The organism is Bacillus sp. LBA3-1-1.1, from assembly GCF_040676495.1.
Classification (GTDB): Bacteria; Bacillota; Bacilli; order Bacillales; family Bacillaceae_G; genus Bacillus_A; species Bacillus_A nitratireducens.
Genome location: NZ_JBEGIB010000005.1, coordinates 129967 through 143899 on the forward strand (window position 1 = coordinate 129967; position 13933 = coordinate 143899).

Genomic DNA, 13933 nt, shown 5'->3' on the forward strand with positions numbered 1-13933 from the left:
TCATTTATTTGAAAGCAACCCTATATAAAATTCACCAATTTCAAGCCTCATACAATTCTAAAGGCAAGCCATCAGGATCTTGGAAAAAGACAAATTTTTTATCCGTAATTTCATCAATACGTATCGCTTCAGTCTCCACACCGCATTGTTTTAAATGCTTTACAGCTTCTTCTATATTTGTAACAGCAAATGCTAAATGTCTAAGTCCGGCTGCTTCTGGAAAACTTGGGCGCTCAGGCGGACTTGGAAATGAAAATAATTCAATTTGATACTCTTCCCCTACACATAAATCTAACTTATAAGAATTTCGTTCCTTTCTGTATACTTCATTCATCACTTTGAAACCTAATATTCGTGTATAAAAATCCTTTGACACTTCATAATTTGAACAAATAATTGCAACGTGATGTACTCTACATATATTCATGATTCCTCTATTCCTCTCTTTATCAAACATGCATATTCTCCTTTTAAATGAAAAACATATATAGCAGAATATCTCTTTTAGGGGGCTTATTATGAAATTTATCACTTTTTTCGTTGGACTAATCGTTGTTTTTTTCCTTGCCTACATTGCTAGCAACAATAAAAAACATATTAAATTCAAACCAATTTTTATCATGCTTATTATACAATTAATTTTAACCTATTTATTATTAAATACAGAAATCGGTCTCATACTTATTACGGTAATTTCCAGCCTGTTTACGAGGCTACTTGAGTATGCTGCCAGTGGTATAAACTTTGTATTTGGCGGTCTTGCAAATAAAGGGGAAATGCCATTTTTCCTTAACGTATTATTACCGATTGTCTTTATCTCCGTCTTAATTGGTATATTACAACATTTCAAAATACTACCATTCTTTATTCGCTGGATTGGTTTCTTTCTTAGTAAAATAAACGGTCTTGGGAAATTAGAATCTTACAACGCCATCGCTTCCGCTATTGTCGGCCAATCAGAAGTTTTTATTACGGTTAAAAAACAATTAGCCCAAATTCCAAAACATCGACTATATACACTTTGCGCCTCTGCTATGTCAACAGTATCTATGTCCATTGTCGGTGCCTATATGACAATGATTGAACCAAAATATGTAGTAACCGCACTCGTTCTCAATTTATTTAGTGGTTTTATTATCGTACTCATTATTAACCCTTACGACGTTAACGATGATGAAGACATTTTGGTAATAAAAGGGGAAAAACAAAGTTTCTTTGAAATGCTTGGAGAATACATTCTTGATGGTTTTCGTGTAGCAATTGTCGTCGGCGCTATGCTCATTGGATTCGTCGCATTAATGAGTTGCATTAATGACCTATTCCTCATTATATTCGGCATTACTTTCCAACAACTAATAGGCTATGTATTCGCCCCTATTGCATTTCTTATCGGCGTACCAAGTTCTGAAATTGTCACAGCAGGTAGCATTATGGCAACAAAGCTTGTAACAAATGAATTTGTAGCAATGATGGATCTTAGTAAAATTTCCAGCACTCTCTCTATCCGTACAGTTGGTATTATTTCTGTCTTCCTCGTTTCTTTTGCCAACTTTTCTTCCATTGGAATTATTTCCGGTGCAGTAAAAGGGTTAAACGAAGAACAAGGAAATGTTGTTGCTCGCTTCGGCCTAAAATTACTATACGGCGCTACTCTTGTTAGTATTTTATCTGCGATTATTGTAAGTATTATGCTGTAATTAGGTAAAATTTTATCATTTTCTTATCCCTGTCTTTTGTATACAATAACGAATAGATGTCTTATAAATAATCAAGACATCTATTTTTTATACATGTACAATACCTTTTATTTAGCGTACAATATTTTTTATGTGTTTTAATACGCTTCTAGATGTATACACTTTGATTGTTTTAAAGGAGAAAAAATGATGAAATCCGACATTAACAAAGAAACTCGAGCCAAAAAAGGACGTTCAAAGAAAAAGCGCCTACTTTGGTTCATTCTTATTCCCTTACTTATTGTAGCAATGGGAGCGGGAGGTTACTCCTTCCATATATACAGTAAAGCAAAATCCGTCTTAAGCAACGCCTATTCTGAACTCGGCCGAGGAGATAAATCTAGCAAACGTGAAAAAGCTGTTAAACCTATGACTGATAATATTTCTGTCCTTATTATGGGCGTTGATGAAAGTGATATTAGGGAAAAAGGTTATGGAAAAGCGACTCGTACGGATGCGTTATTACTTGCAACAATTAATAAAAACGATAAATCCGTTAAACTTGTCAGCATTCCACGTGATTCACGCGTCTACATTAAATCACGTGATAAATACGATAAAATTACACATGCGCACGTATTCGGTGGTGTAGATAGCACGATTGATACAGTAGAGAAATTTTTAGACGTTCCAGTTGACTACTATGTAAAATTTAACTTTAAATCCTTTATCAAAATCGTTGATTCCCTTGGTGGTATTACTGTCGATGTTCCGGTTGAGTTTACAGAACAAAATAGTAAAGACGAAGCAAATGCAATTCATCTAGAAAAAGGACGTCAACATTTAAATGGAGAAGAAGCACTTGCACTAGCTAGAACTCGTCATATTGATAGTGATTATATGCGTGGTCAACGACAACAACTTGTTTTAGAGGCTATTGCTGAAAAAGCCCTATCTCTCAATTCCATTAATAAAATCGGAAGCCTATTAGATGCTGTCGATAAAGATTTAAAAACAAATTTAACTTTTGATGATATGATGGCTATTGCAAAAAGTTCAATGGATTCAAATTTAAAAATGGATAAATTGCAAGTGGAAGGTACTGATAAATATATAGGTGGTATTTATTATTACGTTCCAAACGAAAAAAGTGTTAATGATATATCGACAACACTTCAAGAACATCTCGGTGTTACGAATAAAAATGAGCATAAAAAATTATAATAAAAAGGCTGCTAGATTTTTCTAAGCAGCCTTTTTATTATAATTTTCAACATATTTCTCGTACATATTGTGACAAAAAGAGACAATTATTACAGCAGTGTAACATTTTTTATAAAAACATTACACACATAGTGAAAATAATAGTATACTAGTACCTACATAATGTTATTTTCATCATTTTTATACAAAAAATGTAATACATATATTTATACAAATTTTTCTGGGGGGGAAATAAATGAAGCTACGCAAAATACTGATCGGTTCCGCTATCGCTGGTGGCATATTACTTTGTGTTGGTGGTGTTGGTGGATATCAATATGTATCCAAATTAAATAATCAACTAAATACAACTGCATTACCAAACACTACATTTGAAGGTATTTCTCTTGAGGGAAAAAATAAAGCAGATATTCAAGCCATTGTTAATCAAAAGGTGAATGAATTCAATCAAAAGTCTCTTAACTACGTATTCCAAAATGAAAAACAAAATTATACGTGGAAAGATTTAGGAGTAGATTATAAAGAGAAGGATATTGTCGACAATATCTTCAAAGAACAAGAAGGGAACGTAATGAATCGTTACAACATGCGTAAGCAAGCTGAAAACGGTGAATTAAAACGTAACTATAAATTAAAACCACAATTAAATACAACAACTTATGAAACCTTTATAAAGGATAAATATAATGAAACATTAAAAAATCCTGTTAACGCCGAATTAAGTGTTGAAGGTTCTACAGTAAATATTAGCGAAAGTCAAAATGGGGAAAAAATTGATAAAGGAAAATTAACCGATTTAACAAGCGCAGCTATTACTGCTGGCACATCAGATGTTGCATTACCAGTTACACTAATAAAACCTGAACGTTCTACAGAAGATGTACAACAAATGGGGATTAAAGAAGTGATTGCTGAATACTCTACTCCAATGGCTGGCCGTAATGGAAATCAGTCTTATAACGTAAATAAGTCAGCTAATACTTTAAGTGGAGTTATTGTAGCACCTGATGAAACGTTTAGTTTTAATGGCCGTGTTGGCGTAACTGATGCTGCACATGGTTATAAATCCGCAGCAGTATTTTCAGAAGGTAAAGTTATACAAAGTGCAGGTGGAGGTGTTTGCCAAGTTAGTAGTACTTTATATAGCGCCGCTTTAAGGGCAGATTTAGGAATTGTTTCTCGAAGCAATCATTCCATGCCCGTAAATTATTTACCACTTGGGCAAGATGCAGCAGTGGCAGATTATGGTCCGGATTTAAAATTTAAAAACAATACAGGCAATCATATTTATATTCAAGCATTTTCAAATGGAGGTAGTATTACTACTCGTATTTTCGGCACAAATACTGGTAAAAATGTTGAAGTTTCTTCTCAAGTAATTAGTAGAGCTAATGACAAAATAACAGCGGTAACGTATAAAAAAGTAACACAAAACGGTGAAGTAATCTCAAATGGACAAATTTCAAAAAGCGTATATAAAAGCGCTCCAAAACAATAAGATAATATCAAACGGATAAATTTCAAAAAGCATAAAGAAAAAGGCGTGATCTACTCACGCCTTTTTCTTTTGCAGTAATAGTAAAAAAGTTTCAAGATGATCTTTCGTTTCTTCTAAAGACCATATACGATTTCCTTGCTTTGCAGCTAATACGCACGCTTCTTCCCACACGTTCTTTCTCTTCATATTTACTAATTCATCGCGTAATTTCAAAATAATTTCTTCATCTTCTTGCTCTATAAACTCTTCCATCACGCTTATTATTTCATCCTCATGAATACTTAACGTACAGTATGATTTAAGAAAGTATTGTAATGTCGTATACATATGTACTCCCCCTTCTTATTTGTCAGATGGATAAGAAGTAATAATCTTATATCCTAAATCTCCTGACTTATCTCTCGCTAAAACAGTAACAGTTTTTACTAACTTGTCTTTTACATTCATATTTTTCTTTATTACCGTTTTTCCAACGGGGAATGAATGAGTTGTATTTAATACGAGACGAGCCTCTTTAGAATTTTTTAACCAATCTTGAATTTCCTTATCATGTTGCTTCAAACTATCTTTTACAGCTTTCGTGGCTGTTTCCTTATCATAGTATGTACTTGCCGCTGATACTTTATCTGTCTTCAAACGATTCTTCAAATCCTCTTCTGATTTGCCTACATGTCTTTCAATCGTATGACCATTTTTAGGTGGCCCTTCCATTTCATCTAAAATATTATCACTAATTTTTTCTACTGATGTCGATTGATTCCCTGTTTGTTTCTCTGTTTTTTGTTCTTTTCCTGCACATCCACTTAAGATCAGCATTAGTGCCAATAAACCACTCAAGAAAAGACTACTTATTCGTTTCATCATATCACCTCTTCCATGATTATTATCGTAACCTCACTAAAAGTCAATTTCACAACGAAAAAACATATACATTTTTTAAATTCCTCATCAACTTTGCCATATTACCACCCTAGTTTCATTAAACCACTATTTTTGACCCTATTCGAAATATACCCCTATGTTTTCTTAATTATTTCCCGACTTAACTCACCACTCAAAATTCCGAATAAACCCTTTAATCAAAGGGTTTATTCGGAATTTTTTAAACCATAAAAATATACCCCTACCTTTATATACCCAATACCCATATACGGTATATAAATGGTGTTTTATCAACATTTCCCTACATTATGTAAATTTGCACTTGCCTACACAATAGAAATATGGTGTAATGCAAAAAAAGATAAAGGATTTTAAAGAATGGCTGAAACAATTCAAAACTTCTTAACAGACTATTATTCAATCGCAATTCCACTTAGTATCTTAATCAACATCATCATCAGTCTTTTAGGTTTTATCCCTAGTATTTTTTTGACCGCTATTAACATACAGCTCTTTGGTGTAACAAACGGAACCATTATTTCGATCGCAGGTGAGGCATTAGGGGCTATTATCTCGTTTTATATTTATCGTATAGGCCTTCAAAAGTTCACTCACGATAAAGTAAATAAGTACCCAAAGGTAGAGCGTCTTCTTTATGTAAAAGGCAGAGAAGCCTTTCTACTCGTCCTATCTTTTCGTTTTATTCCTTTCATTCCGTCCAGTATCGTGACTTTATTTGCAGCTCTAGGCAAAATGTCATTACTCTCTTTCAGTATTGCCAGCACAATAGGGAAAATACCGGCTTTATTGATTGAAGTATATTCTGCATATCATGTCATTAACGGAACAAATGAAGCGAAATGGATTATTACAATCGCAGGTTGTGTTGGATTATTTTATTTGTGGAAAAAATGGAGAAAAAATAAAGAAGGAGCATAGGCTCCTTCTTTATTTTTGAGGTATTTTATTAATAACTATCCTTTAAAGCCTTAGTTTACACCAACAGCACTAAAGGATTGCTTCACTGCTGCTACTTCCGCAGAAGTCGCACCATATAAATCAGCTGCAGCTTGTACTGCACCAGCACGAGCTTGGCTAAATGTAGTAGATTGCGTGAAATATTGTGTGTTTGCACGGTAATAAATTGCACCTAACTTATCTTTACCAATACCAGTTACAGTTACACCAGAATGCGTACCACCATTTGCTAATAAATACGCTTGTTTGTTAATAATACCGCTATTTGTATGAACACCACCGTTATCACTTGAACCAGTGTAACGCTTAGAATAGTGGTCTGGGTCACCATATTTCGCTGGATCACTCATAGAACGAAGTGCATCTCCCGCTTTACCAGGTGTATAAATATCTTCACCAATCTCCCAATCCGGGTTACGGTTATCATAGAATTCTACTAAAGTACCAAAGATATCAGAAATTGCTTCATTTAGCGCTCCTGATTCATTTTGATAAATTAAATCTGAACTGTTCTCCGTAACAGCATGTGTTAATTCGTGACCAATTACATCAATACCGCCAGATAACGAAGTAAATGTTACACCATCACCATCTCCGTATACCATTTGAGAGCCATTCCAGAACGCGTTATTATACTTACTTCCGTAATGAACTGTTGATTTTAATGGTGCTCCTGCATCATTAATAGAGTTTCTGTTAAATGTAGCTTTATAATAATCATATGTTTTACCTGCATAGTAATGAGCATCTACTGCTGCTGCATCATATGCCGCATTGAAAGCATTATCTGCATCTGCCCATAATGTTCCTGGTAACGTCGAACGATTTTTCGCATCATATGTAAAAATCGTTGCTCCACGTGTATTATCCTGTAAATAGTAAGACGATCCAGATAACGTTGTATTAAGCGATTTTGTATCTCCTAATACACCTTTACCAGTTCCCACCTTATTCGTTCCTGTTACAGGTTTTACAACCGCTTTCGCATCCTGTTTAGGAGCATCTTGTTTAACTGGTGACTTATCATCATTTGTTACATGATCAATTTTATTATATTTATTTAATACTTTACCGCTTTCTGCTTCAATGAAATAATAATAGTTTCCTGGATTTGGCTCTAAGAAGTTTAAATTCACAACGTATGCATATGTCGTTTCTTCACCATTTTGATATACATATAAGTCCGCTTTTGGTTCCACCTCATATTTAGGTGTTACTCCTAAATCTTGTTGCGCGATTTCAATTGCTTTTGCGCCTTCAATCTTATTTTTATTTTTCAACTTTTCCTTCTTGTCTAAATCAGGCGCAACTGTTCCAGACAATACCTTTAAAGAGCCATCTTTACTTACGTGAGCTACTTGAGTAGATCCCCATACAGGTACTCCCTCGTAAACTTGTTGCATACGTACTACTGTTGAATCAGTCACAGCGTCTTTTTTCACTTGTTTCACTTTGAAAGAATCTTGCGCACTCTTTTCCCCTAACTTATAATCACCTTTTGCCGCGTTTAAGTAATCAAACACAACAGATTCCGCTTTCTTACCAGTTGCTCCAGTTAGATCACCAGAAATAAACTCAGGTGACTGTACCGTCTCATTGTACTTCTTCGTAGAGAGCACATTTTTAGAATCCGCAAACGCAGAGCCTGTCCCTCCGAACGTAGTAACTGCCATTCCTGTCGCTAACACTAACGCTAAACTCTTTCTTTTCATATAACCTTCCCCCTAATAAAAAATTTTTGAAAAGAGTAGTTTCATATTAGCATTATGTTTTCACTATTAATATACTAAAAATTCAATTAATTTCTTTCTCAAGTGTTGTAGAATTTTGAGGAACAAATATTGAAAAACCCCTTTCCAAATGGAAAGGGGTTTTTCAATATCTTCTTAACCATAAATATCTGGATTAGAATAATTTATATCTCTTTTTTCCGAAAAATTAAAACCATAAATATCAGGATTCGAATATTGTATACTTCCTTCTTGTAAAGACTTCAATCCATATATATCTGGATTGGAGTAATTTACCGATCCTTCTTTCAGGGATTTTACTCCATATATATCCGGATTCGAATAGTTAACCCCTACAGACAAAATTGCCACTAAACCAATTCCTACCACACCATATATACGCTTTTTCAATTCAATTCCTCCTTTTCCTCCAAAACTTTAATAGCTTCTTTATAATATTTATTACTTTCTTCATACTTAAATTCATTCTCAAAATACATTGCTAATTCTAAATAAGCATTTTTCAGTTCTTTCATACTACCTACACTTTTAAAGAATGGAATAGCCTCATTCTCTAAAAACCTCTTAAACTCTTGAGATTCTCCAAAATATTTATACTTAAATATACAGAACGAATAAATCATCTTATTATATTTTTCATCACTACGTGAGCAATCAATTCCTTTTTCTATCCATTCCTGTGCTTCTTCATAACGTTTAAGATGAATGCATTGTTTAGCCAATCCATAAATTGTTTCAATATAATTCATATCGACAGTCTTCTGCAATTCGAAACTTTGAAGAAAATAGTTTTTAGATTTATCATGCTCATTTTTATAATGGTATAATTCTCCCATATTATTTAAAGTCATAGCTTTAATCATGTCTTTTTCCGCAAAAGAATCTACTTCTCTTAATATACTCTCATAAATCTTTAAAGCTTCTTCATATTGCGCTTTTTCTACATAACTTAAAGCAATAATTGTTTGGCAATTTATTACATAACGGAATTTATATTCATTACGGAATCCTTCCATAGCAATATGGGCAAAATGCATAGCTAAATGTGGTATATTTAGATGACTATACGCTAGGCTCAAGTTATAATATATCCCCGTTTCATAATACCCTTGCTCCTTAGCCATTTCTTCTGTCTCAATTAAATACTTCAAACTTTCTTTATGCTTATATTGCAAACTAAGTAATAGAGCTTTACTATACGTATACAACATCTTCTGAAAAGGTGAGTACTTCTTGTACACTTTTTTCAATCTATCCAACTCTTCTTCAACAGCAGAAAAATCCCTTTTCATAATTAAATAACGTGTATACAGCAGTTTATAATAATTTATAATTTCAAAATCCAAAACATGCTTTATTTCACCTTGCAACTCTTGGTATATGCGTTCTACTTGTTGCTTGTCCAAATGAACTAGTGCATTCAGCCATTCATCCAACTTCACCTTCACATCTTCTTCTACATCTCTCAAATCCGTCACAGCAATTTCTAGTCTTGTGCAGAGCAATTGTAGAATTTCTTCCGATGCTTCAATCTTTCCATTTTCGATCTTACTTAAGTATGAGACAGAACAAATGCCCTGACATAATTCTTCTTGTGTCATTTTTTGCTGTAGCCGTTTATAAAAAACTTGCTTGCCTATTTTTTCTAATGTTTGTTGCATTGTCCTCCTCCATTCTCATTACCCCCATTACTCTAATAATACATAAAATCTAGAGAAATATAAATTGATAAATGTAAATTTTCTAAAAAATATGCATTATTTCATTTTTTTCTCTCTTGACTTCAATCCCTATTACTTCTTTGCTACGCAAGGGGAAAAATTGGTATACTATAACCAAATTACGGAGGTGTTTTCGCAATGAATCATTATAAAGACGATAGTTACGCCTTACATACAGATTTATATCAAATCAACATGGCTTATACATATTGGAAAGATGGTATTCATAATCGCCGTTCTGTTTTTGATTTATACTTTCGAAAGCTTCCATTTGAAAATGGCTATGCTGTTTTTGCAGGTCTTGAGAAAATTGTAGAGTACATAGAAAACTTCAGTTTTACCGAAAGTGACATCGCTTATTTAGCAGAGCTGCAATTTGAAGAAGACTTCCTTCATTATTTACAAAACATGAAATTTACTGGAACGATTCGTAGTATGCAAGAAGGTGAAGTTGTTTTTAATAACGAGCCTTTATTACGGGTTGATGCACCACTCGGTGAGGCACAAATAATTGAAACCGCCCTCTTAAATATTGTAAATTACCAAACATTAATTGCTACAAAAGCTGCACGTATGAAGCACGCTGCAAATAATGATGAGCTTTTAGAGTTCGGTACAAGACGCGCTCATGAGTTTGATGCTGCCCTTTGGGGAACACGCGCTGCCTTTATTGGTGGTTTTTCATCTACAAGTAACGTTCGTGCAGGGAAACGCTTTGGCATCCCTGTAGCTGGCACACATGCCCATTCTTTCGTTCAAGCATATCGCGATGAATATGTTGCATTTAAAAAATATGCTGAAACACATAAAAAATGTGTATTTCTTGTCGATACATACGACACATTAAAATCTGGTGTTCCAAATGCGATTCGTGTTGCAAAAGAGTTCGGGGATCGTATCGATTTTTATGGCATTCGCCTTGATAGTGGTGATATGGCATATTTATCAAAGGAAGCCAGAAAGCAACTTGATGCAGCTGGATTTACAAACACAAAAATTATCGCTTCTAGCGATTTAGATGAATATACGATTATGCACTTGAAATCTCAAGGGGCAAAAATTGATGTATGGGGTGTTGGAACAAAGCTGATTACATCCTTTGAGCAGCCCGCATTAGGGGCTGTTTACAAACTAGTCGCTATTGAAGACACTGACGGAAAATTAAATGATACGATTAAGATTTCATCTAATCCTGAAAAAATTACAACCCCAGGACTTAAACGAATTTATCGTATTATTAACCGAGTTAACGATCATGCAGAGGGCGATTATATTGCTTTAGAGTCAGAAGAACCCGGAAAAGAAGAGCGTTTAAAAATGTTTCATCCAGTTCATACCTATATAAGTAAATTCGTAACAAACTTTGAAGCACGCGAACTGCATCAAGATATTTTCATTAACGGTAAAAGAGCGTATGAATTACCTAATATATTAGATATTCAAAAGTATAATGAACGCAGCCTCTCACTATTTTGGGAAGAGTATATGCGAACTTTAAACCCTGAAGAGTACCCTGTCGATTTAAGCCAAGAATGTTGGGATCATAAAATGAAGTATATTCAAACTGTTCGAGAACAGGTTGAAAAAAACATACAAAAATAAAGTGAAGCTTTAATCAGTGGGGTTTTGTCCCTCCCCCACTTCTCCATTTTTCAATACTATATGTATATTTGTAAAAAATATATTAAAATAATAAGAAGAATGTTATATTTTTGTAAATTTATATATTACATTATTTTAAAACAAAATAATATTTGATATTATTTTCTTGAGTCAATTTCAACAAAATAACCAATAAAAAAGAGGACGCAGGTTGCGTCCTCTTTTTTATAAATCTTTTACTCGTAGTACACGCATTGCATTTAATACTGCAAGTAGCGTAACACCAACATCTGAGAAGACCGCTTCCCACATTGTTGCAATACCAAAGGCACCAAGTAATAAAACTAGCCCTTTTACACCTAATGCAAATATAATATTTTGCCATACAATACTACGTGTACGTTTTGCAATTTTTATAGCTGTCGCGATTTTTGAAGGTTCATCAGTCATAATGACGATGTCAGCAGCTTCAATTGCTGCATCTGATCCTAAACCGCCCATCGCAATACCAACGTCCGCTCTCGCTAGTACTGGTGTATCGTTAATACCATCACCGACGAAAGCAATCTTTTCTTTACCGTGTTTTGCTGCATCAATTTTTTCGATTTCTTCTACTTTTTGGTGTGGTAATAATTCGGCATGCACTTCATCTAAACCTAATTCTTTACCAACAGCTTCACCAACTGATTTTGCATCACCAGTTAACATGACTGTCTTCTTAATACCTAGTTCTTTTAACTTTTGAATTGCTTGTTTTGAATCCTCTTTTACCTCATCAGAGATAACAATATAACCTGCATATTTACCATCTACAGCGACATGAACTAGTGTACCTACTGTATTTGGTTGCTTAAATGTAATGTTTTCTTTTCTCATTAATTTAGCATTACCTGCGAAAATCTCTTTTCCTTGTACCTTTACAACCGTACCATGACCTGAAATTTCACTATAGTCTTCAATACTATTTTCATCGATTGATTTTCCATATGCATTTCGAATAGATTGTGCAATTGGATGATTTGAATATACTTCTGCAAATGCTGCATATTCTAATAGCTCTTCAGCTGTAGTACCTTCACTAGGCTCCATCTTCGTAACTTTAAAGACACCTTTTGTTAATGTTCCTGTTTTATCAAAAACGATATATTTCACATCATTCAATGCTTCTAAATAGTTACTTCCTTTTACTAAAATACCACTTTTAGATGCCCCACCAATACCTCCAAAGAACCCAAGAGGAATCGATACAACGAGTGCACATGGACAAGAGATTACTAAGAACACTAAAGCTCTATAAATCCAATCGGAGAATGTTGCACCCTCTAAAATAAGTGGTGGAATAAATGCCATAATCGCCGCTGTAATAACTACGACTGGAGTATAATAACGCGCAAACTTCGTAATAAAGTTTTCTGTTGGCGCTTTTTTACTACTTGCATTTTGTACTAAATCTAAGATTTTTGATACAGTAGATTCACCAAATTCTTTTGTAACTTCAATTGTTAATACACCATTTTGGTTTACAAAACCACTTAATACGTCATTACCAACTTCTACTTCACGCGGTACAGATTCACCTGTTAACGCTGAAGTATCCATCATTGATGTTCCCTCAACTACTTTCCCGTCTAACGGTACTTTTTCACCTGGTTTCACGATAATATACTCACCAATTTGCACATCTTCTGGTGATACTTGTTTCGTTTCATTTCCAACTTTCACATTCGCATAATCAGGACGAATGTCCATTAATGAAGTAATTGATTTTCGAGAGCGATTTACAGCAATACTTTGGAACAATTCTCCTACTTGGTAGAATAACATTACTGCAACTGCTTCTGGATATTGTTGAATCGCGAAAGCTCCTAAAGTTGCAATTGCCATTAAAAAGTTTTCATCGAATACTTGGCCGCGAGTTATGTTTCTTACCGCTCTCCAAACGATATCTCCACCTATTAATAAATAAGCAAGAACGAATAATGGAATTGTTATCATTTGCGGTAATCCGGCTAATGCAGCAATTCCTGTCAAAATTCCACCGACTACTAACCTTCCTATCATTTTTTTCACATTTCCATCACCATGATCATGGCCGTGGTCGTGTCCTTTTTCCTCTTCACGAACAACTTTTACATCTGGCTCTAACTTTTGAACGACATTTTTTATATCTTGCACAGTCGATTCAAGTTCTCTTTTATTCGCAACTTCTACTCTTAATTTCTTTGATACGAAATCAACAGTTGCTTCTGAAACTGTTGGCATTTCCTTTACCTTATTTTCAATCTTCATTGCACAGTTCGCACAGTCTAAACCTTCTAATATAAATACTTCTTTCGCCGCTTTTGTTTTTTTCTCTTCTTGCACCTTAATATGCGGCTCTAATTTTGTAACGAGCTGCTTCGCTTCCGTAACAACTTGATTTTCTTTATTTTGTGGTGTTTCTAAAAGCATCGTCTTAGTTGCAAAGTTTACAGAACAAGACGTTACTCCCTCTATATTCCCAACACCCTTTTCAATTTTCATTGCACAATTCGCACAATCTAAGCCTTCTAGCATAAGTTTCTTTTTCACTAATGCCTCTGCCATCGTTCTCCCTCCTCG

Annotated in this window: 12 protein-coding genes; 5 read left to right on the forward strand and 7 right to left on the reverse strand. The window is 34.3% G+C overall.

Features of this window, described 5'->3' with window-relative positions; genetic code table 11:
- Nucleotides 1-40: 40 nt before the first annotated feature.
- Nucleotides 41-427 carry a VOC family protein gene (locus MRBLBA3_RS06370; RefSeq protein WP_033658280.1) on the reverse strand — a complete coding sequence of 129 codons (387 nt, stop codon included), beginning with the start codon at nt 425-427 and terminating at the stop codon, nt 41-43.
- A 91-nt stretch (nt 428-518) separates the two neighbouring features.
- Between MRBLBA3_RS06370 and MRBLBA3_RS06375 the strand changes: the two genes are divergently transcribed.
- From MRBLBA3_RS06375 to MRBLBA3_RS06385, 3 genes are all read left to right on the forward strand, one after another.
- Nucleotides 519-1697: a NupC/NupG family nucleoside CNT transporter gene (locus MRBLBA3_RS06375; RefSeq protein ID WP_000668860.1), complete on the forward strand. Its 1179-nt coding sequence runs from the start codon at nt 519-521 to the stop codon at nt 1695-1697.
- Nucleotides 1698-1883: 186 nt separating this feature from the next.
- On the forward strand, nt 1884-2900 hold the full coding sequence (locus MRBLBA3_RS06380; RefSeq protein ID WP_002100332.1) for an LCP family protein: 1017 nt from the start codon (nt 1884-1886) through the stop codon (nt 2898-2900).
- A gap of 235 nt (nt 2901-3135) precedes the next feature.
- Nucleotides 3136-4398 carry a VanW family protein gene (locus MRBLBA3_RS06385; protein ID WP_000776677.1) on the forward strand — a complete coding sequence of 421 codons (1263 nt, stop codon included), beginning with the start codon at nt 3136-3138 and terminating at the stop codon, nt 4396-4398.
- 54 nt (nt 4399-4452) lie between these two features.
- On the opposite strand, the gene MRBLBA3_RS06390 is transcribed toward MRBLBA3_RS06385, so the two are convergent.
- Nucleotides 4453-4725: a hypothetical protein gene (locus tag MRBLBA3_RS06390; RefSeq protein ID WP_000288791.1), complete on the reverse strand. Its 273-nt coding sequence runs from the start codon at nt 4723-4725 to the stop codon at nt 4453-4455.
- A gap of 15 nt (nt 4726-4740) precedes the next feature.
- The gene (locus MRBLBA3_RS06395) at nt 4741-5259 is read right to left on the reverse strand and encodes an RNase A-like domain-containing lipoprotein (RefSeq protein WP_000822704.1); all 519 of its coding nucleotides are present in this window, start codon (nt 5257-5259) and stop codon (nt 4741-4743) included.
- A 399-nt stretch (nt 5260-5658) separates the two neighbouring features.
- On the opposite strand from MRBLBA3_RS06395, the gene MRBLBA3_RS06400 reads away from it, so the two are divergent.
- A complete protein-coding gene (locus tag MRBLBA3_RS06400; RefSeq protein WP_000852192.1) occupies nt 5659-6219 on the forward strand; it encodes a TVP38/TMEM64 family protein in 561 nt (186 codons plus the stop codon).
- Nucleotides 6220-6269: 50 nt separating this feature from the next.
- Here MRBLBA3_RS06400 and MRBLBA3_RS06405 read toward each other — a convergent pair whose 3' ends face one another.
- From MRBLBA3_RS06405 to MRBLBA3_RS06415, 3 genes are all read right to left on the reverse strand, one after another.
- Complete coding sequence (locus tag MRBLBA3_RS06405; protein WP_000824158.1) at nt 6270-7970, reverse strand: M4 family metallopeptidase; 1701 nt, start codon at nt 7968-7970, stop codon at nt 6270-6272.
- Nucleotides 7971-8144: 174 nt separating this feature from the next.
- On the reverse strand, nt 8145-8399 hold the full coding sequence (locus MRBLBA3_RS06410) for a Phr family secreted Rap phosphatase inhibitor (RefSeq protein ID WP_000746249.1): 255 nt from the start codon (nt 8397-8399) through the stop codon (nt 8145-8147).
- Complete coding sequence (locus tag MRBLBA3_RS06415) at nt 8396-9670, reverse strand: tetratricopeptide repeat protein (RefSeq protein ID WP_001187966.1); 1275 nt, start codon at nt 9668-9670, stop codon at nt 8396-8398. The genes MRBLBA3_RS06410 and MRBLBA3_RS06415 overlap by 4 nt, the downstream gene beginning before the upstream one ends.
- A 198-nt stretch (nt 9671-9868) precedes the next feature.
- On the opposite strand from MRBLBA3_RS06415, the gene MRBLBA3_RS06420 reads away from it, so the two are divergent.
- Entirely contained in the window at nt 9869-11332 is a 1464-nt protein-coding gene (locus tag MRBLBA3_RS06420) for a nicotinate phosphoribosyltransferase (protein ID WP_001017142.1), read from the forward strand.
- 225 nt (nt 11333-11557) lie between these two features.
- Here the strand turns inward: MRBLBA3_RS06420 and MRBLBA3_RS06425 are convergent, their stop codons facing one another.
- Nucleotides 11558-13918 (reverse strand): heavy metal translocating P-type ATPase, encoded by a 2361-nt coding sequence (locus MRBLBA3_RS06425; protein WP_363380281.1) that lies wholly within the window; start codon nt 13916-13918, stop codon nt 11558-11560.
- Nucleotides 13919-13933 lie beyond the last annotated feature (15 nt).

Excerpts from the sequence above, each read along its gene's own strand:
- MRBLBA3_RS06415 (WP_001187966.1), bottom strand. The coding sequence starts at position 9,670 with ATGCAACAAACATTAGAAAAAATAGGCAAGCAAGTTTTTTATAAACGG.
- MRBLBA3_RS06405 (WP_000824158.1), bottom strand. The coding sequence starts at position 7,970 with ATGAAAAGAAAGAGTTTAGCGTTAGTGTTAGCGACAGGAATGGCAGTT.
- MRBLBA3_RS06380 (WP_002100332.1), top strand. The coding sequence starts at position 1,884 with ATGATGAAATCCGACATTAACAAAGAAACTCGAGCCAAAAAAGGACGT.
- MRBLBA3_RS06425 (WP_363380281.1), bottom strand. The coding sequence starts at position 13,918 with ATGGCAGAGGCATTAGTGAAAAAGAAACTTATGCTAGAAGGCTTAGAT.
- MRBLBA3_RS06370 (WP_033658280.1), bottom strand. The coding sequence starts at position 427 with ATGAATATATGTAGAGTACATCACGTTGCAATTATTTGTTCAAATTAT.
- MRBLBA3_RS06395 (WP_000822704.1), bottom strand. The coding sequence starts at position 5,259 with ATGAAACGAATAAGTAGTCTTTTCTTGAGTGGTTTATTGGCACTAATG.
- MRBLBA3_RS06390 (WP_000288791.1), bottom strand. The coding sequence starts at position 4,725 with ATGTATACGACATTACAATACTTTCTTAAATCATACTGTACGTTAAGT.
- MRBLBA3_RS06385 (WP_000776677.1), top strand. The coding sequence starts at position 3,136 with ATGAAGCTACGCAAAATACTGATCGGTTCCGCTATCGCTGGTGGCATA.
- MRBLBA3_RS06375 (WP_000668860.1), top strand. The coding sequence starts at position 519 with ATGAAATTTATCACTTTTTTCGTTGGACTAATCGTTGTTTTTTTCCTT.
- MRBLBA3_RS06420 (WP_001017142.1), top strand. The coding sequence starts at position 9,869 with ATGAATCATTATAAAGACGATAGTTACGCCTTACATACAGATTTATAT.
- MRBLBA3_RS06400 (WP_000852192.1), top strand. The coding sequence starts at position 5,659 with ATGGCTGAAACAATTCAAAACTTCTTAACAGACTATTATTCAATCGCA.